A 19,619-nucleotide genomic window follows, 5' to 3' on the forward strand; every position below is an offset into this window, starting at 1 on the left:
CGGCCGCGAACACGCGGCGCCCGCGCCGCCGAGAAGGCGTGTGAAAGAATCATCCACCGTGAAGAACTTCGAATCCCTGTTCGCCGAGCTGACCGACCGTGCCCAGACCCGCCCCGAGGGGTCGGGCACCGTGGCCGCGTTGGACGCCGGGGTTCATTTCCAGGGTAAGAAGGTGCTCGAGGAGGCCGGCGAGATCTGGCTGGCCGCCGAGCACGAGAGCGACGAGGCCCTCGCCGAGGAGATCTCCCAGTTGCTGTACTGGGTCCAGGTGATGATGGTGGGTCGCGGGCTGAAGCTCGAGGACGTGTACCGACATCTGTGACGGCTGATCCGTCCCGTCGACACGTCTCCGCTTCCCCGAAAGGACCCCATCCCATGTTGCGCGTCGCAGTTCCCAACAAGGGCTCACTGTCGGAATCCGCCGTCTCCATCCTGAGCGAGGCCGGCTACCGCAAACGCACCGATTCCCGCGAGCTGACCGTTCTCGACCCGGTCAACCAGGTCGAGTTCTTCTTCCTCCGGCCCAAGGACATCGCCATCTACGTCGGCTCCGGCGAGCTCGACCTCGGCATCACCGGCCGCGATCTGGCCCTGGACTCCGGCTCGCCGGTCAGCGAGCGCCTTTCCCTCGGCTTCGGCCGCTCCAGCTTCCGTTACGCCGCGCCCGCCGGGACGGAATGGAAGGTCGAGGATCTGGCAGGCAAGCGGATCGCGACCTCGTATCCGAACCTGGTCCGCGCCGATCTGGCCCGCTTCGGCATCGAGGCCGAGGTCATCCGCCTCGACGGCGCCGTGGAGATCTCGATCCAGCTCGGCGTCGCCGACGCGATCGCCGATGTCGTCGGCTCCGGGCGCACCCTGCGCCAGCACAACCTGGTGGCCTTCGGCGACTCGCTGTGCGACTCCGAGGGCGTGCTGATCGAGCGCACCGGGTCCGATCGCGACGACCGCACCCGCAACCAGCTCATCGCCCGCGTCCAGGGTGTGGTGTTCGCCCAGCAGTACCTGATGCTCGACTACGACTGCCCCAAGGCGCTGCTCGACCAGGCCGCCGCGATCACCCCCGGCCTGGAGTCGCCGACGGTATCGCCACTGACCGACCCCGACTGGGTCGCCGTACGCGCGCTGGTCCCGCGCAAACAGGGCAACGACCTGATGGACCGCCTCGCCGACCTGGGCGCCAAGGCGATTCTGGCCACCGACATCCGCTCCTGCCGAGCCTTCTGACCCGATCCGGTTCGGACCTGTCCGAGTAGGCTCGAGCTCGGATAGGTCCGAACAATCGGTGATTGGGGCGGAAATGTCGAACAAGAACGAACGCGAAGAGAAGATCGAAAAGGAACAGGTCGAGCGCGAGGAAGAACGCCGCCGCCTGGAAGAGGAAGAAGAACGCCGACTGCAGTAGTCGCCTGCGCTCACCTCGACCGAGGCACGGTCGTTCAGATGTCCTCGGTGGGGGGAACCTCCGGTATCCCCACCGGCACCGGGCCCGAATCCTGTTGTGGCCAGCCGGGATACGGTGGCGGTGTGCCGCCGAACTCCGGGCACAGGTGCTGGAAGTCGCAGTAGCGGCACATCGATCCGCGAGTGGGCGGGAAGTCGCCGGTGCGACCGGCGTCGATGATGGCCCGCCACAGTGCGGTGAGGATGCGCTCGAAGCGGTCCAGTTCCGCGCGGTCGGGAGTGTAGGTGAGCAGGATCTTGTCGGCCAGGTAGATCAGCCGCAGCTGGGCGGGCACGATGTCGCGGGTTCGCAGGATCATCAGCGCGTAGAACTTGAGCTGGAACAGCGCGCGCGCCTCGTGCATCGGGCCGGGGGAGCGCCCGGTCTTGTAGTCGACCACGCGGAGCATGCCGTTGGGGGCGATGTCGATGCGATCGACGAACCCGCGCAACGGGATGTCGCCGTCGAGGTCGACCTCGACGCGTTCCTCGAGCGAGTGCGGTTCGAAGCGGCGGGGATCCTCGAGCTCGTAGTAGCTCGCGACCAGTCGCCGCACCTCCTCGAACAGCGCTTCGGGCCCGCCTTCGGCGACCAGTTCGTCGAGCCCGTCGCGCTCGCCACGCACCCGCTCCCAGGCGTCGGGGACCAGCAGCGCCGCCCGCGCCGGATCACGCTCGGCGGCGGGCAGTCCGAACAGGTCCTCCAGCACCGCGTGCACGACCGTCCCGCGCACCGCCGCCCGCGACGGCGGCTCCGGGATCCGATCGATCGCCCGCAACCGGTACTTCAACGGACACTGCTTGAAATCGCTTGCCCGCGAAGGCGACAGCGCCGGGCGCGACCGAGGCGACGGTCGATCGGTCGGGTTGTCGGCAAGGGAAACGGGCACGGGCACTGACATACTCCGCAGGGTAACCGCCGCCACCGACACCGATCGCTGAGGATTCGGGCCAGACGGCATCAGCGTGTGCGGTCACCCCGTGCGGTGGGTGATCGCGCCGACCTGGCAGGCTGAGGCTTTCATTCGCAGAAGAAACGGAGATCCATGACGGCCAGACGGACCGGTCCATTCGCCATCGGGGACCGGGTGCAGCTGACCGATGCCAAGGGGCGCCTCTACACGGTGGTGCTGGAGGAGGGGAAGGAATTCCACACCCACCGCGGCGGCATCAAGCACGACGACCTCCTCGGCACCGACGAGGGCACTGTCGTGAAGTCGACCAACGGCACCCCGTACCTGGCCCTGCGCCCACTGCTCGTCGACTACGTGCTGTCGATGCCGCGCGGCGCGGCCGTGATCTACCCCAAGGACGCCGCGCAGATCGTGCACGAGGGCGATGTGTTCCCCGGCGCGCGCGTGTTGGAGGCAGGCGCGGGCTCCGGCGCGCTCACCTGCTCGCTGCTGCGCGCGGTCGGTCCGGCGGGCGAAGTGATCTCCTATGAGATCCGCGACGACCACGCCGAGCACGCCGTGCGCAATGTCGAGACCTTCTTCGGCGAACGTCCGGCTAACTGGTCGCTGACCGTCGCCGATGTCGCGCAGTACGAGGGCGAACAGGTCGATCGCGTGGTGCTCGACATGCTCGCGCCCTGGGACGCGCTGCCCGCGGTGTCCAAGGCGCTGGTGCCCGGCGGCGTGCTGATCGTCTATGTGGCGACGGTCACCCAGTTGTCCAAGGTCGTCGAGGCGCTGCGCGAACAGGAGTGCTGGACCGAACCGCGCTCCTGGGAATCGATGGTCCGTGGCTGGCACGTGGTCGGTCTCGCGGTGCGCCCCGAGCACCGGATGCAGGGCCACACGGCCTTCCTGGTGAGCGCTCGCCGCCTGGCCGAGGGCACGGTGACCCCCAAGCCGCAGCGCCGCCCCTCCAAGGGCTGACGGGGGAGCCGGGCTGGCCCGGGGTGTGACGCAACTACCCCGGGGCGCGGACGAGTCGTCAGGCAGGCACGCAGGGGGCCTGTGCGAAGCCCAGCAGCAGGCAGCCGGAGCTGTCGGAGATCAGCCACTCGCCGTCGACCTTCTCGAAGGTGACGGGGAAGGCGGGCGCGGTACCGTGCGGCGAGGTGATGGTGACATCCGCGGTGGTGGTGTCGCCGCTGGTCGCGACGTTGGCGACGTCATAGGTGAGGGCGCCGTAGTTGGCCAGCTGGCCGTTCATCTGGTCGATGTTGGCCCGGCGGGCCTCGCCGTTGACGATCAGCGCCGTCTTGTCGTCGGCGGACACGGCCGGATCCGACAGCATGGCCAGGGTCGCCGTCAGGGAATCGGCGGTGGGGGCGTCGGCGTTGTCACCGGACGGCGCGGCCGGTGTGGTCGAATCGCTGGACGGAGCGGCGGCGATACTGGTACTGCTGCTGGTGGCGTTCGTCGAGGAATCGTCGGAGTCGCCGCAACCGGTCAGCCCGACGGTAACGGCGAGTGCCGCAGCAGCGGTAGCGATGGTGACACGGAGAGTACGGGGAGGAAGGAGCATGGCTCAGCAACCTTTCGGCTCGATGGCGAGCGCGCTCGCCGACGACCCCGGAGATGGGGTGTTAGGGGAGCCTAACATGTGCACGGACGGGCCCATCGCCGTGTGAACCCGTACAAGATGTGATCACGACGAAACCATGTCGGAAAGCGAGAACGGACCGCGCCCGGTAGCGTTGATAGACCGGGACTGGGAGGAGCAGCATCATGAGCCCCAACGAGAATTCGGATTCGGCGGCCTGGCGAGAGCTCGAGGCGGTACGCGCCGAGGCGGCTGCTCTCCGCAGGCAACTCGCCGACTCGCCGGATCGCGCACGCGAATTGGAAGCCAGGATCGATTCGCTGACCATCCGCAACGGTAAGTTGATGGACACGCTCAAGGAAGCGCGCCAGCAACTGATCGCCTTGCGGGAAGAGGTCGATCGCCTCGGCCAGCCGCCCAGCGGCTACGGCATCGTGATCAACACCTACGATGACCAGACGGTCGACGTGTTCACCTCCGGTCGCAAGATGCGCCTCACCTGCTCGCCCAACATTGATGCTGCCACCCTCGAATACGGCCAGACCGTGCGACTCAACGAGGCACTCACGGTCGTGGAGGCCGGCAAGTTCGACGCCATCGGTGAAATCGGCACGCTGCGTGAGATTCTCGACGACAGTCGCCGTGCTCTCGTGGTCGGGCACGCCGACGAGGAGCGGGTGGTCTGGCTCTCGGGTCCGCTGTCCAAGCTCGCCGAGTTCGACGACCTCGACGATCCCGATGCCCCGATTCGCAAACTGCGTCCCGGTGATTCACTGCTGGTCGACACCAAGGCGGGCTTCGCGTTCGAGCGCATCCCCAAGGCCGAGGTCGAAGACCTTGTGCTGGAAGAGGTTCCCGACGTCGACTACACCGACATCGGTGGCCTCGGCAGGCAGATCGAGCAGATCCGCGACGCGGTGGAATTGCCCTTCCTGCACAAGGATCTGTTCCGTGAGTACGCGCTGCGCCCGCCCAAGGGTGTGCTGCTCTACGGTCCGCCCGGCTGCGGTAAGACCCTGATCGCCAAGGCGGTCGCCAACTCCCTCGCCAAGAAGATCGCCGAGTCGCGGGGCCAGGATGCCAAGGAGGCCAAGTCCTTCTTCCTCAACATCAAGGGCCCCGAGCTGCTCAACAAATTCGTCGGTGAGACCGAGCGTCATATCCGGATCATCTTCCAGCGGGCCCGCGAGAAGGCGTCCGAGGGCACCCCGGTGATCGTGTTCTTCGACGAGATGGACTCGATCTTCCGCACCCGTGGCTCCGGTGTCTCCTCCGATGTGGAGACCACCGTTGTGCCGCAGCTGCTTTCGGAGATCGACGGTGTCGAGGGTCTCGAGAACGTCATCGTGATCGGTGCGTCCAACCGCGAGGACATGATCGACCCCGCGATCCTGCGACCCGGTCGTCTCGATGTGAAGATCAAGATCGAGCGCCCGGACGCGGAATCGGCGCAGGACATCTTCTCGAAGTACCTCACCGAGACGCTGCCGCTGCACGAGAGCGATCTGCGCGAGTTCGACGGCGACAAGCAGGCGTGCGTGGAGGCGATGATCGAAAAGGTCGTCGAGCGGATGTACGCCGAGAGCGACGACAACCGGTTCCTGGAGGTCACCTACGCCAACGGTGACAAGGAAGTCCTGTACTTCAAGGACTTCAACTCCGGCGCGATGATCCAGAACATCGTCGACCGCGCGAAGAAGTACGCGATCAAGTCGGTTCTCGACACCGGTAACCCGGGTCTGCGGATCCAGCACCTGTTCGACTCGATCGTCGACGAGTTCGCCGAGAACGAGGACCTGCCCAACACCACGAATCCGGATGACTGGGCCCGGATCTCGGGCAAGAAGGGCGAGCGGATCGTCTACATCCGGACCTTGGTCACCGGCAAGAACGCCTCGGCCAGCCGGGCGATCGACACCGAGTCCAACACCGGTCAGTACCTGTAAGTCAGCACCGGTCAGGCCGCGTTCCGTCAGGAACGCGGCCTGTCTCGTCTTCAGGTTCTGTCGGTTATTTTCCCGAAAACGCTCCGCCGGGCAGTGTGGATAGGACATGCTTCAGATGTTCGTCACACCTGATGAGGACTCGAAAACGAGGAGTGTTGCCATGACCGGTTCGGCCGCTGATTTCCTGACCGAAGTGATCTTGCTGACCATCCAGAACCTGTTCAGCTCGATCAGCGCCGGCTGATCCCACCAGCCACGGCGAGGGCCGCGTCTCCACTCGGAGACGCGGCCCTCGCTGTTTCTCAGGACTGGGTGGTGCGCACCGCGTTGAAGACCACCTCGGCGACCGGGGTGCCGTCGGGGCCGCCGCCCGCCACGCCCGCGTTCGCGACATTGGTCAGCGCGTCCAGGCCGTCGGCGATCCGGCCGAACGGGGTGTAGTTCGGGGGCAGCTGGGTGTCGCGGTAGACCAGGAAGAACTGGCTGCCGTTGGTGCCGGGGCCCGCGTTGGCCATGGCCACGGTGCCCGCCGGGTAGACCGCGCCCGCCAGGTTCTCGTCGTCGAACTTGTAGCCGGGCCCGCCCATGCCGGTGGCGGTGGGATCGCCGCACTGCAGCACAAAGATGCCCTCGGTGGTGAGCCGGTGGCAGCGGGTGTGATCGAAGTAGCCCTCGCCGGCGAGGAAGGCGAACGAGTTCACCGTGCGCGGTGCCGCGGCGGCGTCGAGCTCGAGCGCGAGGGTGCCGCAGGTGGTCTCCAGCGTGGCGGTGTGGGTCGCCGCGGTGTCGATGGTCAGGGCGGGCTCGACGGGCCACTGTTTGCCGTTGGGCAGGCCAGGGGCGGCCGGGGTGCAGCCCGGAATCGTCTGCTGGAAGGGGTTCGGGAACGCCTGGGCGGCCGGTGCCAGCGCGACCAGCGTCGCGACGGCGGCACCGAGGGCGAACGCGGTGCGGCGGGTGGTGCCGATGGAACGGTCTTGCGGATGACTGCTCACCTTGTCGGTGTCTCCTCGGGGTGGATGCTGCGCGACGATGTACCGCGCATCCTGCCAGCCGGGCCCGGCGCGCGGGCCAGGACCAGCGGATCGTCGCGTCCTGTACCCTCAGCGCGCCCGCAGCCGCCACAGCGTGGTGGTCTCAGCGGTGCGGGCCGCGGCGAGCGGATCGGCGTGATCGGCCGCGCGGGGATGGCGCGGACGGGTGGTGAGTCGACCGAGCACGTGCAGTCCGGCGTCGTCGAGCAGGCGCGGAATGTGTTCGGCCGGGCGCAGACCCAGGCGTTCGGCCAGATCCGAGAGCACCAGCCAGCCTTCGCCGTGCGGGGTGAGATGGTCGCGCAGGCCGTGCGCGAACTCGGTGAGCATCGTCTGGTCCTCGTCGTAGACACCGCGTTCCAGGTCCGAGGTCGGTACCCCGGGGAGCCAGGGCGGGTTGCACACCACCAGATCGGCTCGTCCCGGCGGGTACAGGGTGGGACCCTCGACGGTGATCCGCTCCGCGTGGCCGAGGCGGGCGATGTTGTCCGCGGCGCAGCGCAGTGCCCGCGGATTGATGTCGGTGGCGGTGATCCGGGAGACGCCGCGCTGGGCGAGCAGAACGGCCAGCACACCGGTGCCGGTCCCCAGGTCGAATGCGGTGCGGACCTCGGGATCGAGCGGTGCGTCGGCGACCAGATCCACGTATTCGCTGCGGGTGGGCGAGAAAACGCCGTAGGCGGGATGGATGCGGACACCCAGCGCGGGCACCTCGACGCCCTGCTCGTGCCAGCGGTGGGCGCCGAGCACGCCGAGCAGTTCCGGGAAGGTGACCACCTGGCTGCTCGTCGACCGGCCGTAGGCCGCGGTGCAGGCGGCCCGCACGTCGGGCGCCCGGCGCAAGCCGATTTCGTTGTCGTCGAGCCGGATCAGCACGCTGCCGAGAACGCTTGCGCGCGTGCGTTTCCTGGTCCGCTCGTGGTCGTAGAGGGCGCCGAGGTCATCGGTGGGCGGCATGGTGGCTTTCCGGTCGACGCGACGGCCCAACGCCTGCAGGAGCTGACGGCCGTTGTGGAAATCGCCCTGCCACAGCAACGCCTCGCCCGCCCGGATCCGGCGATAGGCCTGATCGGCCGCGAGCCGGTCGTCGACGACGGCGACGGCGCGCGGTGCGGGCGCGCCGTTCTCGGAGTGCCAGTCGGCGGTGTGCTGGATGTGGTCTTCGGTCCATGCGATGGTGGACAGGGGGATCTCCCGGTGGTCGACGGTGCCCCATTCTTCCCTATCGACGACCGGTGACGACGCTCAGGTCCGCCGGATCCGCCGGTAGGTGGGGGTGGCGGCCGTGGCGGTGGCCAGCTCGGCGGCCAGCCAGCCGAGGTCGGTGCCGGCCTCGAGCGCGCCAAGGGTCAGGCGCAGGTGATCGCGTGGGGGATGGGCGCCGACCTCGAACGGGCCACCGGGGGCGACCTTGATGCCCGCGGCGGCGAGGCTGATCATGGCGGCGTTCTCGTCGTGCACGGGCAGCCACAGGTTGATGCCGTCACCGGCCGCGACGACGATCCCGTGCTCGGCCAGTGCCTGGCGCAGCGCCGTGGCCCGCCTGCGGTACTCGAGGCGGGCGCCGGCCACGGTGGTGGCCGCGTCGGCGTCGTGCAGCATCGTCAACAGGATCCGCTGCAGCAGGCGCGAGGACCACCCTGGACCGAGCATCCGACGTTCGACCACCGGATCCAGCAGCGCCTCCGGTCCACCCGCCACCGCCAGCCGTAGATCGGCGCCGTGCGACTTGGAGTAGGACCGGATGTAGACACCGCGGTCGGGGAAGCAGGCCGCGAGTGAGCGCAGTGGGGTGGCCGCGATCCCGGCGGAATGGTCGTCCTCGATGATCAGCGCGGGATGCGTGTCGAGTACCGCGGCGAGTTCGCGTACGCGGATCGCGGTGAGCGAGGCGCCGGTCGGATTGTTCGCGCGCGGTTGCAGGATGACCGCACGCGGTGCAGGACCGTCGAACGCGCGCGCGAATTCCTCGGGGCGGAAACCGGATTCGTCGAGCGGCACCGGGATCGGGCGTGCGCCCAAGCGGGCCAGCAGGTCGAGGAACGGCGGGAAGCAGGGGTCCTCCACGATCACCGGGTCGCCGAAGCGCACGTGCGCGGCGAGCAGGCGGTCGACCGCGTCGAGCGCGCCGTCGAGCACGGCGAGGCGTTCGCACCGCCACGGCCACTCCGCGCGCAGGGTCTCGGCGAGCTCGGGCAGCACCGCCTCGCCGAGATAGTGCGCCGACAGATCGCCCGGCGCGGTGTCGCGGGACAGCGCGTGCAGGGCGGCGGCCAGGTCGGGCAACAGCGCCGGATCGGGCGTGCCACGGGACAAATCGATGCGAAAGGCGTTGTCGGACGGGGAATGCAGCCGCTGGTAGCGGCCCAGTGGTGTCTGTGGCAACGACTCGCCGACGAAGGTGCCCGCGCGCCCACGGGCCACGATGGCACCGGTCGCCGCGAGTGCCCGCCAGGCCTGGCTGACCGTCGCGGGAGACACCCGCAGATCGCGGGCGACCGCGCGCACGGTCGGCAGCCGAGTGCCCGGCGCCAGTGCGCCGGAGCGGATTCGGCGACCGACCGCGGCGGCGATGCCCGCGGCGGTGCGGTCGTCGAGGTCCCCGGCGAAGTCCGCGGGCAGCGCGGTCGGCGAGGCTTCGGTCATCGGCCCATTCTGCGGGTAGAAGGGCCCGCAGCGCTGCTCGAGCGCCAAGGTTTACGACATGGAAACTGTTTCCGCCAAGTTGTTACACAACGAGATTGTGCTATTTTCTGACCATGCGGCCAGAAAATAATCCAGATGGACAACGGCGGTCGTTCATCGAGGAGGCGCGGCGGCGGCAGATCATCGCCTCGACCGTGGAGGTGATCTCCGAGGTCGGCTATGGTCACGCGTCGCTGGCACGGATCGCCGAGCACGCGGGGATCTCCAAGGGGGTGATCTCCTACCATTTCGACGGCAAGGACGAGTTGATGTCGCAGGTCGTCATCGAATTGTTCGTCGCCGGCGCCGAGTTCATGGTGCCGACCATCGTCGCCGCGGCCGAACAGGGGCCGCGCGCCGCCCTGCACGCCTATCTGGAGTCGAACCTGCGCTTCATCGACGCCAACAAGAGCTACGTGGCCGCGTGCGCGGACATCGTGGTGAACCTGCGCAACGCCGACGGTTCGCCGACTCTCGGCACGGTCGAGGGCGACCGCGAAGCCATCGCCCCCCTGGTCGAATTGCTGGCCGACGGGCAGCGCGCCGGTGTGTTCGGCGACTTCGACCCGACGATGCTGGCGCGACTGATCCGGGACTCGATCGACGGTGTCGCCCAGCGCGCGGTCCGCGAGTCCGATTTCGATGTGCGCCACTACATCTCTCATCTCACCCGCGTGTACGACGCGGCGACCAGGAAAAACGACGGGCGATGAGCACGACCACCACGATTCCCGAACCGGCTGTCACACAAGACGTTCCGCCGTTCGCGACCCGCTGGGTCGGCGCCGTCGCGCTGGTGTCGGGGCTGGCCCTGTTCGCGGTGCTCGGGCAGTACGGCTTCTTCGGTGACGAGTTGTCCTTCCTGGCCGCGGGGCAGCACCTATCGGTGAGCTATGCCGATCAGGGCCCCGTACTGGTCGACCTGCTGTTGCACGGCAAGTTCGGCTGGCCGGAACTGGCCGAGTCCACCGACCTCGCCTACTGTTCACGCACCCCGCCGAGCGAACGGACGCGGTGATCGTCACCGAATCCTATTGGCAGGCAGGGGCGCTGGAGACCTACCGCGATCGGTACGGCTGGCCTGCGGTCTACAGCCCGAGTCGCGGCTACGGCTACTTCGGTACTCCGCCCGACACGGCGAGCGCGGTGCACTACGTGGGTGGGCAGGCCGATGAGTTGCGCAAGCACTTCGACGCGGTGACCGAGGTCGGCCGAGCGGATTCCCGGCTCGGCTACCAAGGGGCCACCCGCGATGTGACGATCTGGTGGTGTGAGCGGCCGGTGCGCCCGTGGTCGCAGCTCTGGCCGGAGATTCGCCACCTCTAGCACCCGCCGATCCCGGTGTGGCGCGAAGGTTTACGGTACCGAAACTGTTTCCGCAGTCTTGTAACACAACGGAATCAGGAGTGGGTGCAGTATAACAAAGCATGGGAATCGTCAGAGCGGCCCTGGTCCAGACCTCATGGACCGGCGACAAAGAATCCATGATCAAAGCCCACGAGGACTACGCCAGGCAGGCAGCCGCGCAGGGCGCGCAGGTGATCTGCTTCCAGGAGTTGTTCTACGGACCGTATTTCTGCCAGCTACAGGACACCAAGTTCTACGACTACGCCGAATCGGTGCCCGGCCCGACGACCGAGCGCTTCGCCGCGCTGGCCGCCGAGCTGAACCTGGTGATGGTGCTGCCGGTGTACGAGCGCGAGCAGGCCGGTCTGCTCTACAACACGGCGGCCGTCATCGACGCCGACGGCACCTACCTGGGAAAATATCGTAAGCACCACATCCCGCAGGTGAACGGCTTCTGGGAGAAGTTCTACTTCCGGCCGGGCAATCTGGGCTGGCCGGTGTTCGACACCGCGGTCGGCAAGGTCGGCGTCTACATCTGTTACGACCGCCATTTCCCGGAGGGCTGGCGCGCGCTCGGACTGGCGGGAGCGGAAATCGTTTTCAATCCGTCGGCGACCTCGCGCGGGCTGTCGAGTTATCTGTGGAAGCTCGAACAGCCCGCCTCGGCGGTGGCCAACGAGTATTACATCGGCGCGATCAATCGGGTCGGTGTCGAGAGCGAATACGGCGACGACGATTTCTACGGCACCAGCTATTTCGTCGACCCCGAGGGCAAGTTCGTCGGCGAGGTCGCCTCCGACACCGATCCGGAATTGGTTGTTCGTGATCTCGATATGGATCTGATCACAACGGTCCGCGACCGGTGGGCGTTCTATCGCGACCGTCGCCCCGAGGCCTACGGACCGTTGGTGAACCCCTGATGCGCACCTTCATCCACGGCGGGACAGTGGTCAGCGCCACCGGATCCCAGCTGCTCGACGTGCTGATCGAAGACGAGACGATCGTCGCTGTGCTGCAACCGGGCTCGACCGCCCTCGGTGCCGATCTGGCCGCCGGCGCCGATACGGTGATCGACGCGACCGGCAAGTATGTGATTCCGGGCGGTGTCGACGGGCACACCCATATGCAATTGCCCTTCGGCGGCACCGAGGCCAGCGACACCTTCGAGACCGGGACCAGAGCCGCGGCCTGGGGCGGCACCACCACCATCGTCGACTTCGCGGTGCAGAAGCCCGGCCAGCGAGTGCAGGACACCTTGGCCGAATGGCACGAGAAGGCGGCCGGGCAGTGCGCGATCGACTACGGCTTCCACCAGATCGTCGGTGACGTCAACGACGAATCCCTGAAGGGCATGGCCGAACTCGTCAGCGAGGGGGTCACCAGCTTCAAGCTGTTCATGGCCTATCCGGGTGTCTTCTATTCCACCGACGGGCAGATCCTGCGCGCCATGCAGTCCGCCGGTGACCTCGGCGCGCTGCTGATGATGCACGCCGAGAACGGGATCGCCATCGACGTACTGGTGGAGCAGGCGCTGGCCCGGGGGGACACGGCTCCCTATTTCCACGGGACCAGTCGCCCGTGGCAGATGGAGGAGGAGGCCACCCACCGCGCGATCATGCTGGCGCAGCTGACCGGCGCTCCGCTGTATGTGGTGCACGTGTCGGCCAAACAGGCGATGGACCAGATCGCGGCCGCACGCGATGCGGGCCAGAACGTCTTCGCGGAAACCTGTCCGCAGTATCTGTACCTCTCGCTCGAAGAGCAGCTGGGCGCACCGGGCTTCGAGGGCGCCAAGTGGGTGTGCTCGACGCCGCTGCGCGCCCGGTCGGAGGGTCATCAGGACGAACTGTGGCGCTACATCCGCACCGGCGACGTCACCGCGGTCAGTACCGACCACTGTCCGTTCTGCATGAAGGACCAGAAAGAGCTCGGCCTGGGCGATTTCAGCAAGATCCCGAACGGGATCGGCAGTGTGGAACACCGCATGGATCTGCTGTTCCAGGGCGTCAAGGACGGACGGATCTCGCTGGAACGCTGGGTGGAGGTGTGCTGCACCACCCCGGCGCGGATGTTCGGGATGTATCCGCGCAAGGGCGTGATCAGTCCGGGCGCCGACGCCGACGTGGTGATCTACGACCCGAACGGGCACACCAGCATCGGCCTCGGCAAGACCCACCACATGAACATGGACCACTCGGCCTGGGAGGGCTTCGAGATCGACGGTCACGTCGACACCGTGCTCTCGCGCGGCCGGGTGATCGTCGACGACGGCGCCTATCACGGGCGGGCCGGACACGGCCGCTTCGTGCGGCGCGGGCTGTCGCAGAACCTTCTGTAAGAACTGCTATCGGAAACGGAGAGTGCCCATGGACATCGGTGTGGTCCTGCAGTGCACCCCGCCCGCCTCGCGGGTGATCGAACTGGCCAGAGTGGCCGAGACGCACGGGTTCTCGCATGTGTGGACGTTCGACTCGCATCTGCTGTGGCAGGAGCCGTACGTGATCTACAGCCAGATCCTGGCCGCCACCCGCAAGGTGGTGGTCGGTCCGATGGTCACCAATCCGGCGACCAGGGACCAGACGGTGACCGCGTCGACCTTCGCCACGCTCAACGAGATGTTCGGCAACCGCACGATCTGCGGGATCGGGCGCGGCGACTCGGCGGTGCGCACCCTCGGCGGCAAGCCCACCACCTTGGCGACGCTGCGTGACGCGGTGGAGGTGATCCGGGAACTCGGCAACGGTCGCGGCGCCCGGATCGGCGATACCGAGGTGCGGTTCCCGTGGGCGGCCGACTCCCGTCTCGAGGTGTGGGTGGCCGGGTACGGGCCCAAGGCACTCGAGCTCACCGGTCAGGTGGCCGACGGGTTCATCCTGCAGCTGGCCGATCCCGACATCACCGCGTGGACCATCGCCACGGTGCGCGGGGCGGCCGAGGCTGCGGGGCGCGATCCGCGCTCGGTGAAGATCTGTGTGGCCGCGCCCGCCTATGTCACCGACGGGTCGGCGGCGGGGCTGGCGCACGCGCGCGAGCAGTGCCGCTGGTTCGGTGGCATGGTGGGCAATCACGTCGCCGACATCGTCGCGAAATACGGTGCGGGCGGCGATGTTCCGGCCGCGCTGACCGACTACATCGCCGGTCGGCACGGCTACGACTACAACCAGCACGGGCGCGCGGGCAATACACACGCCGATTTCGTGCCCGACGAGATCGTCGACCGGTTCTGTCTGCTGGGCACCCCGGACGAACAACTCGCCCGGCTGTGGGAACTGGAAGGACTCGGGGTCGACCAGTTCGCGGTGTATCTGCAGCACGACGCCAAGACGGCCACTCTGCAGGCCTATGGCGAACAGGTTCTGCCCCGGCTGCACGAGCCCGTCACCGCCACGCAGGAGGCGCGATCATGAGCGTCGTCGCGCTGTGGTCGGTGTACACGGTCGGCGTTGTCGCAGCGGCGGTGACCGCCGCACTCGCCGGACACCGACATATCCGCCGGACCCACGACCCGGTGGGAGAGCGGAAGTGACCGTGACAGCGCTCGACGAAGTGGTCACCACGCCGGCGCCGCAGCGGGTACGGCGGCGCACGCGCACCGGGACGCGGCTGGTGCGCGCCGCCTACACGATCGGTGCGTTCGCGCTGGTCGCGGTGATCTGGGAGCTGGTGAAGGTGCTGGTTCCCGCCGATGGGGTGAGCATCGCGGGAACCCGGGTGTTGCCGCGCACCGGGGACGGCGCCCTGCCGCACGTCTGGGCGGTGGTGACCGTACTCGGCGAGGCCGACGGCACCGGCACGGTGGGGACCACCCTCCTGCGCACCGGCACGTTCACGCTCGGACTGTCGCTGCTGGCGCTGCTGCTCGGCACCATCGTCGGTGTCGTGCTGGCGGTGGCGATGCAGCGCTTCGGCTGGCTCGAACGCGGTCTGCTGCCGTATGTGGTGCTCTCGCAGACGGTTCCGTTGATCGCGCTCGCGCCGCTGGTCGCGGGCTGGGGCGGCAGGCTCGCCATCGGCGGGCAGCCGTGGCAGCCGTGGATGTCCATCGTGGTGATCGCGGCCTATCTGGCCTTCTTCCCGGTCGCCATCGGCATGCTGCGCGGACTGCAGTCGCCACCCGCGGCCTCGGTGGAACTGATGCGCAGCTGCTCGGCGGGCTGGTGGGCGACGCTGACCCGCTTGCGTTTCCCCGCGGCGGTGCCCTCGCTGATGCCCGCCCTCCGGCTGGCCGCCGCCGCGGCGGTGATCGGTGCGGTGGTCGCCGAGATCTCCACCGGCACGGCCGGTGGCATCGGCAGGCAGATCATCGTGTTCTCCCAGCAGGCCACCGGCGACGCGGCCCGGCTCTACGCCGCGGTCCTGGCCGCCGCGCTGCTCGGCGTGGTGCTGACCGGGCTGGTCGCGCTGGTGGAACTGGCACTGCGCCGCTACAGCCATCCGCCGGGTACCGGAGCCTCCACCGGCCGATGACGGCCGCGGCACCCCTTCGACAACGATCCAGGAAGAAGTACGCATGTCCACGACAGTCACCGACCCCGACACCCCGGCGCCCGCGGTCTCGGCCGCGGTCGACCTGAGCCACATCGGCAAGACCTTCGCCGCGGGATCGGTGACGGCACTGTCCGATGTCTCGCTGACCGTCGCGGCGGGGGAGTTCGTCTCGCTCATCGGGCCCTCGGGCTGCGGCAAGTCGACCCTGCTGCGGATCATCGCCGACCTGGAGACCCCGACCAGCGGGACCGCGACCGTGCACGGCAAGACCGCCCGCCAGGCGCGCGTCGACCAGGACTACGGCATCGCGTTCCAGCAGGCCGGACTGCTGGACTGGCGCACCGTCGCCGCCAATGTGGAACTGCCGCTGGAACTGCACCGGGTACCCAAGGCGCAGCGGCGCGCCCGCAGTGCCGAACTGCTGGAGATGGCCGGGCTCACCGAGTTCGCCGACCGGTATCCGGCCGAGCTGTCGGGCGGCATGCAGCAGCGCGTCGCCATCGCCCGCGCGCTGGCGCGCAAACCGTCGCTGTTGCTCATGGACGAGCCCTTCGGCGCGCTCGACGAGATGACCAGGGAGCGGATGCAGGGCGAACTGCTGCGGATCGCGGGGGAGACCGGCGCGGCGGTCGTGTTCGTGACGCACTCGATTCCCGAGGCGGTCTACCTGTCGGACCGGGTGGTGGTGCTTTCCGCGCGGCCCGGCCGGATCAGCGAGATCGTGTCGACCGGCGGCTGGGGTCGGGATGCCGACACCGATGTGCGGTCGTCGAAGGAGTTCTTCGCCGCGGTCGCCGCGGTGCGCGCGGCCCTGCGCGGCGAGCACGACGACCAGGCCGTGGCTGGACGGGATGTGCCATGAGGACGTGGTTGCCCCCGATCGTGGTGGGTGTCGTCGTGCTGGGGTTGTGGCAGGTACTGACAGTGGTGGCGGGCGTGCCCTCGTTCCTGCTGCCCGCACCCAGTGCGATCGCCACGCAGTTCGCCGAGAACGCGGGTCGGATCTTCGACGCCTCGGTGGCCACGGGCACGAACGCGCTGGTCGGGTTCGTCGCCGGGACGGTGCTGGGCATCGCCGCCGCGATCCTCGCGGTGCGGTTCGAGGTCGTCGACGGGCTGCTGACCCCGCTCGCCGCCGCGGCGGCCGCGGTGCCGATCGTGGCGCTGGCGCCGTTGTTGAACTCGATGTACTCCACCACCACCGAGACGCCGCGCCGACTCGTCGTCACCATCGTGGTGTTCTTCCCGGTCTTCGTGAGTACCGCGCGCGGACTGCGTCAGGTGCCGAAGGTGCAGTCGGATCTGATGACCTCCTACGCCGCCTCCGGCTGGCAGATCACCCGCACCGTCCGGCTGCCGGCGGCCCTGCCACACCTGTTCACCGGACTGCGGATCGCCGCACCGGGCGCGGTCATCGCCGCCATCATCGCCGAGTACTTCGGCGGGCTGCAGAACGGCCTCGGCAGCCGGATCACCTCCGCCGCGGCCAATACCGCCTATCCCAGAGCCTGGGCCTATGTCGTGGGCGCCATGATCGTCGGCCTGGTCTTCCTCGCCGCGGTCCTGCTCGTCGAACAGCTCGCCCGCCGTCCCCGAACCCCCCTGCTGTCCACGATCCGATGAGGGAGATCCATCCATGAGCAAGACCGCATTTCGATTGCGCAGTTGTCTGGTGGCGGCCGCCGTCGCCGCTGCCGCGCTGACCGGCTGCAGCACCACCGACGGCGGTTCGGAGACGACCGCCGACGGGCTCACGAAAGTGACACTGCAGCTGCAGTGGTTCAAACAGGGGCAGTTCGCCGGCTACCTGGCCGCCGTCGACCAGGGGTTCTACCAGAAGCAGGGCCTGTCGGTCGAGATCCTCGACGGTGGCACCGACATCGTGCCGCAGACGGTGCTGGCCCAGGGGCAGGCCGACTACGCGGTCGCCTGGGTGCCCAAGGCGCTGGCCTCGCGGGAGGCGGGTGCGCAGATCACCCAGATCGCCCAGGTGTTCCAGCGTTCGGGCACCCTGCAGGTGTCGTTCGCGTCCGACAACATCGCCGGGCCCGCCGACCTGCGCGGCAAGACGGTCGGCAACTGGGGCTACGGCAACGAATTCGAGCTCTTCGCCGGGATGACCGAGGCCGGGATCGACCCGGCCGAGGACGTGACTCTGGTCCAGCAGCAGTTCGACATGAACGCCTTCCTCGCCGGGGACATCGACGCCGCCCAGGCCATGTCCTACAACGAGTACGCCCAGCTGCTCGAGACGAAGAACCCCGCCACCGGCCAGCTCTACACCGCCGAGGACTTCCGCACCATCGACTGGAACGACGAAGGCGTCGCGATGCTGCAGGACGCCCTGTGGGCCAATACCGAGAAACTCGGCGACACCGCCTATCAGGAGCAGACGGTGAAGTTCCTGGTCGCCTCGCTCGAGGGCTGGGCCTTCTGCCGCGACAACCTCGACAAGTGCCGCGACCTCACTGTTGCCGCGGGCGCCACTCTCGGCGCGGGACATCAGGAATGGCAGATCAACGAGGTGAACAAGCTGATCTGGCCTTCGCCCGCCGGGATCGGGGCCATCGACGAGGCCGCGTGGGACGCCACGGTGCAGATCGCCCGTGACACCAAGAACGCCGAGGGCGCCACGGTGCTCACCAAGGACCCGGGTCCGGACGCCTACACCACCGAGTACGTCACCAAGGCGCTCGATCAGTTGAAGGCCGAGGGCATCGATGTCGCGGGGACCGGGTATCAGCCGGTGCAGGTGACCCCGACCGAGGGTGGCAAGTAGGCACCGTGTGCGGGATCGCACGCGGTGCGGTTCGGAATAACCGCAGTTCGGCGGAATGCTCGGTGTCCCATCATGGTTCGGGGTCGCTGTTGGTAACCGGAGTTCACGTGCCGGACATGCCTGCGGCCGAGACTTCGGCTCGTTGTTCGAACTCGACCTAGGAGACGCCCATGGGATCCGCATCCGCAGTGCTGGCCGCCGTGCTCATCGACCTGATCCTCACCGCGATCCAGAGCGGAAGCGCCGCCGCCTGAGCCGACACCACGACGGCCCATCGGGAAAGCCCCGGTGGGCCGTCGTCGTGTGCTGATCGGCGTTCCGCTCGTCGCCGCGGGCGATCACGGCGAACAGCTCGCGCACCTGAGTGCCCATTACCCTGCGAGGATGACTTCTGGACAGACCGAGATCTGGCACAACCCGCGCTGCACGAAGAGTCGCAACGCGACCGCGTATCTGGATACGGCCGGGATCCAATACACGGTTCGCCGCTACCTCGACGACCCGCCGACGGTCGAAGAATTGGGTGCGGTGCTGGATCGGCTGGGCAAACAGCCGTGGGACATCACCCGCACCGGGGAGCAGATCGCGAAGGACCTCGGGATGGCGGCGTGGGGGCGCACCCCGGCCGACCGGGAGCGGTGGCTGGCCGCGTTGGCCGAACACCCCAAGCTGATCCAGCGCCCGATCGTGCTCACCGCGGACGGCGGTGCGGTGGTCGCGCGCGACGAGGAATCACTGCGCTCGCTCGACTGATTCGCCGAGAGCCGCCGCGCCGCGGCCGGACCCACCGGTGGTCCGGTATCAGGAGCCGTCGTCGACGAGCAGATCCGCGAGCAGGACCCTGGTGTCGGGAACGAACGGCCACGTCGGATCATCCAGGTGCGCACGCAGTTCGGCATCGGTCCACCACCAGCCGTCCGCGATCTCCGACGGCTGATGGTGGAGCGGGCCGTCGGAGCGCACCTCGTAGCCGAACAGGTGACAACGCATCGGCGTACCTGCCCAGCTGCCGTCCCAGGAGACGGTGCCGAGCAACGGCAGTGTGGTGCCCGTGGGCAGTTCGATGCCGAGCTCTTCACGCAGTTCCCGGATCGCCGCGTCGGCGGGGTCCTCGCCCGCATCGACCACGCCACCGGCCAGACAGTCGTGCATTCCGGCGAAGACGAGCTTGGTGTCGGTGCGCCGGTGCACATAGATCCGGTTGCCGTCGGTGGAGCGCACCAGCACACCCGCACTGGCGTGCCAGAGTCCGTCGCGATAGACGGTGCCCCGATCGGCCGTGCCGATCACCTGAAGGTCGGCGTCGTAGACGGCGAGAAGTTCGGACTCCGGATGCGCTGACACCGCCCGAGGGTAACGCGAGTGGTGTCAGCGCGGTGTGGAGCGGCTCCCGCGGGGCCGTGT

General features: G+C 68.2%; 23 protein-coding genes. 17 read left to right on the forward strand and 6 right to left on the reverse strand.

Annotated features, from left to right (window positions below; translation table 11 throughout):
* Positions 1 to 58 precede the first annotated feature (58 nt).
* On the forward strand, positions 59 to 322 hold the full coding sequence (locus tag BOX37_RS11525) for a phosphoribosyl-ATP diphosphatase (RefSeq protein ID WP_071927637.1): 264 nt from the start codon (positions 59 to 61) through the stop codon (positions 320 to 322).
* Positions 323 to 375: 53 nt separating this feature from the next.
* Positions 376 to 1,227: an ATP phosphoribosyltransferase gene (gene hisG, locus BOX37_RS11530; protein ID WP_071927638.1), complete on the forward strand. Its 852-nt coding sequence runs from the start codon at positions 376 to 378 to the stop codon at positions 1,225 to 1,227.
* A gap of 212 nt (positions 1,228 to 1,439) precedes the next feature.
* On the opposite strand, the gene BOX37_RS11535 is transcribed toward hisG, so the two are convergent.
* On the reverse strand, positions 1,440 to 2,345 hold the full coding sequence (locus tag BOX37_RS11535; protein WP_071927639.1) for a RecB family exonuclease: 906 nt from the start codon (positions 2,343 to 2,345) through the stop codon (positions 1,440 to 1,442).
* 144 nt (positions 2,346 to 2,489) lie between these two features.
* Between BOX37_RS11535 and BOX37_RS11540 the strand changes: the two genes are divergently transcribed.
* The gene (locus BOX37_RS11540) at positions 2,490 to 3,323 is read left to right on the forward strand and encodes a tRNA (adenine-N1)-methyltransferase (protein WP_071927640.1); all 834 of its coding nucleotides are present in this window, start codon (positions 2,490 to 2,492) and stop codon (positions 3,321 to 3,323) included.
* 58 nt (positions 3,324 to 3,381) lie between these two features.
* On the opposite strand, the gene BOX37_RS11545 is transcribed toward BOX37_RS11540, so the two are convergent.
* Positions 3,382 to 3,918 (reverse strand): WKL family lipoprotein, encoded by a 537-nt coding sequence (locus tag BOX37_RS11545; protein WP_071927641.1) that lies wholly within the window; start codon positions 3,916 to 3,918, stop codon positions 3,382 to 3,384.
* Between the two features lie 203 nt (positions 3,919 to 4,121).
* Between BOX37_RS11545 and arc the strand changes: the two genes are divergently transcribed.
* Together arc and BOX37_RS33885 are read left to right on the forward strand one after the other, a co-directional pair.
* On the forward strand, positions 4,122 to 5,882 hold the full coding sequence (gene arc / locus BOX37_RS11550) for a proteasome ATPase (protein ID WP_071927642.1): 1,761 nt from the start codon (positions 4,122 to 4,124) through the stop codon (positions 5,880 to 5,882).
* A 106-nt stretch (positions 5,883 to 5,988) separates the two neighbouring features.
* Positions 5,989 to 6,126, forward strand: coding sequence for a hypothetical protein (locus BOX37_RS33885; RefSeq protein ID WP_156910364.1), 138 nt, complete (start codon positions 5,989 to 5,991; stop codon positions 6,124 to 6,126).
* Between the two features lie 58 nt (positions 6,127 to 6,184).
* On the opposite strand, the gene BOX37_RS35770 is transcribed toward BOX37_RS33885, so the two are convergent.
* The 3 genes from BOX37_RS35770 to BOX37_RS11565 all read right to left on the reverse strand — a co-directional run bounded on the left by BOX37_RS35770 (position 6,185) and on the right by BOX37_RS11565 (position 9,562).
* Positions 6,185 to 6,877, reverse strand: a complete 693-nt coding sequence (locus tag BOX37_RS35770; protein ID WP_071927643.1) for a peptidylprolyl isomerase — start codon at positions 6,875 to 6,877, stop codon at positions 6,185 to 6,187.
* A 108-nt stretch (positions 6,878 to 6,985) separates the two neighbouring features.
* Complete coding sequence (locus tag BOX37_RS11560; RefSeq protein WP_071927644.1) at positions 6,986 to 8,101, reverse strand: methyltransferase; 1,116 nt, start codon at positions 8,099 to 8,101, stop codon at positions 6,986 to 6,988.
* Between the two features lie 60 nt (positions 8,102 to 8,161).
* A complete protein-coding gene (locus tag BOX37_RS11565; RefSeq protein ID WP_071931402.1) occupies positions 8,162 to 9,562 on the reverse strand; it encodes an aminotransferase-like domain-containing protein in 1,401 nt (466 codons plus the stop codon).
* Positions 9,563 to 9,675: 113 nt separating this feature from the next.
* Here BOX37_RS11565 and BOX37_RS11570 point away from each other — a divergent pair, with 113 nt between their 5' ends.
* The 12 genes from BOX37_RS11570 (at position 9,676) to BOX37_RS11620 (ending at position 18,968) form a co-directional block, all read left to right on the forward strand.
* Positions 9,676 to 10,314: a TetR/AcrR family transcriptional regulator gene (locus BOX37_RS11570; RefSeq protein WP_071927645.1), complete on the forward strand. Its 639-nt coding sequence runs from the start codon at positions 9,676 to 9,678 to the stop codon at positions 10,312 to 10,314.
* Entirely contained in the window at positions 10,311 to 10,619 is a 309-nt protein-coding gene (locus tag BOX37_RS11575; protein WP_071927646.1) for a hypothetical protein, read from the forward strand. Before BOX37_RS11570 ends, BOX37_RS11575 begins: the two co-directional genes overlap by 4 nt.
* A complete protein-coding gene (locus tag BOX37_RS11580) occupies positions 10,616 to 10,927 on the forward strand; it encodes a hypothetical protein (protein ID WP_071927647.1) in 312 nt (103 codons plus the stop codon). The genes BOX37_RS11575 and BOX37_RS11580 overlap by 4 nt, the downstream gene beginning before the upstream one ends.
* Positions 10,928 to 11,028: 101 nt before the next feature.
* Complete coding sequence (locus tag BOX37_RS11585) at positions 11,029 to 11,868, forward strand: nitrilase-related carbon-nitrogen hydrolase (protein WP_071927648.1); 840 nt, start codon at positions 11,029 to 11,031, stop codon at positions 11,866 to 11,868.
* On the forward strand, positions 11,868 to 13,286 hold the full coding sequence (gene hydA, locus BOX37_RS11590; RefSeq protein ID WP_071927649.1) for a dihydropyrimidinase: 1,419 nt from the start codon (positions 11,868 to 11,870) through the stop codon (positions 13,284 to 13,286). Before BOX37_RS11585 ends, hydA begins: the two co-directional genes overlap by 1 nt.
* A gap of 28 nt (positions 13,287 to 13,314) precedes the next feature.
* On the forward strand, positions 13,315 to 14,355 hold the full coding sequence (locus BOX37_RS11595; RefSeq protein WP_071927650.1) for a TIGR03842 family LLM class F420-dependent oxidoreductase: 1,041 nt from the start codon (positions 13,315 to 13,317) through the stop codon (positions 14,353 to 14,355).
* Complete coding sequence (locus BOX37_RS35775; RefSeq protein WP_276207248.1) at positions 14,352 to 14,474, forward strand: hypothetical protein; 123 nt, start codon at positions 14,352 to 14,354, stop codon at positions 14,472 to 14,474. Before BOX37_RS11595 ends, BOX37_RS35775 begins: the two co-directional genes overlap by 4 nt.
* Complete coding sequence (locus tag BOX37_RS11600) at positions 14,471 to 15,415, forward strand: ABC transporter permease (protein WP_240505308.1); 945 nt, start codon at positions 14,471 to 14,473, stop codon at positions 15,413 to 15,415. Before BOX37_RS35775 ends, BOX37_RS11600 begins: the two co-directional genes overlap by 4 nt.
* A 43-nt stretch (positions 15,416 to 15,458) precedes the next feature.
* Entirely contained in the window at positions 15,459 to 16,298 is an 840-nt protein-coding gene (locus tag BOX37_RS11605; RefSeq protein WP_071927651.1) for an ABC transporter ATP-binding protein, read from the forward strand.
* A complete protein-coding gene (locus BOX37_RS11610) occupies positions 16,295 to 17,059 on the forward strand; it encodes an ABC transporter permease (RefSeq protein ID WP_071927652.1) in 765 nt (254 codons plus the stop codon). Before BOX37_RS11605 ends, BOX37_RS11610 begins: the two co-directional genes overlap by 4 nt.
* A gap of 13 nt (positions 17,060 to 17,072) precedes the next feature.
* The gene (locus BOX37_RS11615; protein WP_071927653.1) at positions 17,073 to 18,215 is read left to right on the forward strand and encodes an ABC transporter substrate-binding protein; all 1,143 of its coding nucleotides are present in this window, start codon (positions 17,073 to 17,075) and stop codon (positions 18,213 to 18,215) included.
* Positions 18,216 to 18,599: 384 nt separating this feature from the next.
* Entirely contained in the window at positions 18,600 to 18,968 is a 369-nt protein-coding gene (locus BOX37_RS11620; RefSeq protein WP_071931404.1) for an arsenate reductase family protein, read from the forward strand.
* A 48-nt stretch (positions 18,969 to 19,016) separates the two neighbouring features.
* On the opposite strand, the gene BOX37_RS11625 is transcribed toward BOX37_RS11620, so the two are convergent.
* Positions 19,017 to 19,559, reverse strand: a complete 543-nt coding sequence (locus tag BOX37_RS11625) for an NUDIX hydrolase (RefSeq protein ID WP_071927654.1) — start codon at positions 19,557 to 19,559, stop codon at positions 19,017 to 19,019.
* Between the last annotated feature and the right edge of the window lie 60 nt (positions 19,560 to 19,619).

The organism is Nocardia mangyaensis (assembly GCF_001886715.1).
GTDB classification, from domain to species: domain Bacteria; phylum Actinomycetota; class Actinomycetes; order Mycobacteriales; family Mycobacteriaceae; genus Nocardia; species Nocardia mangyaensis.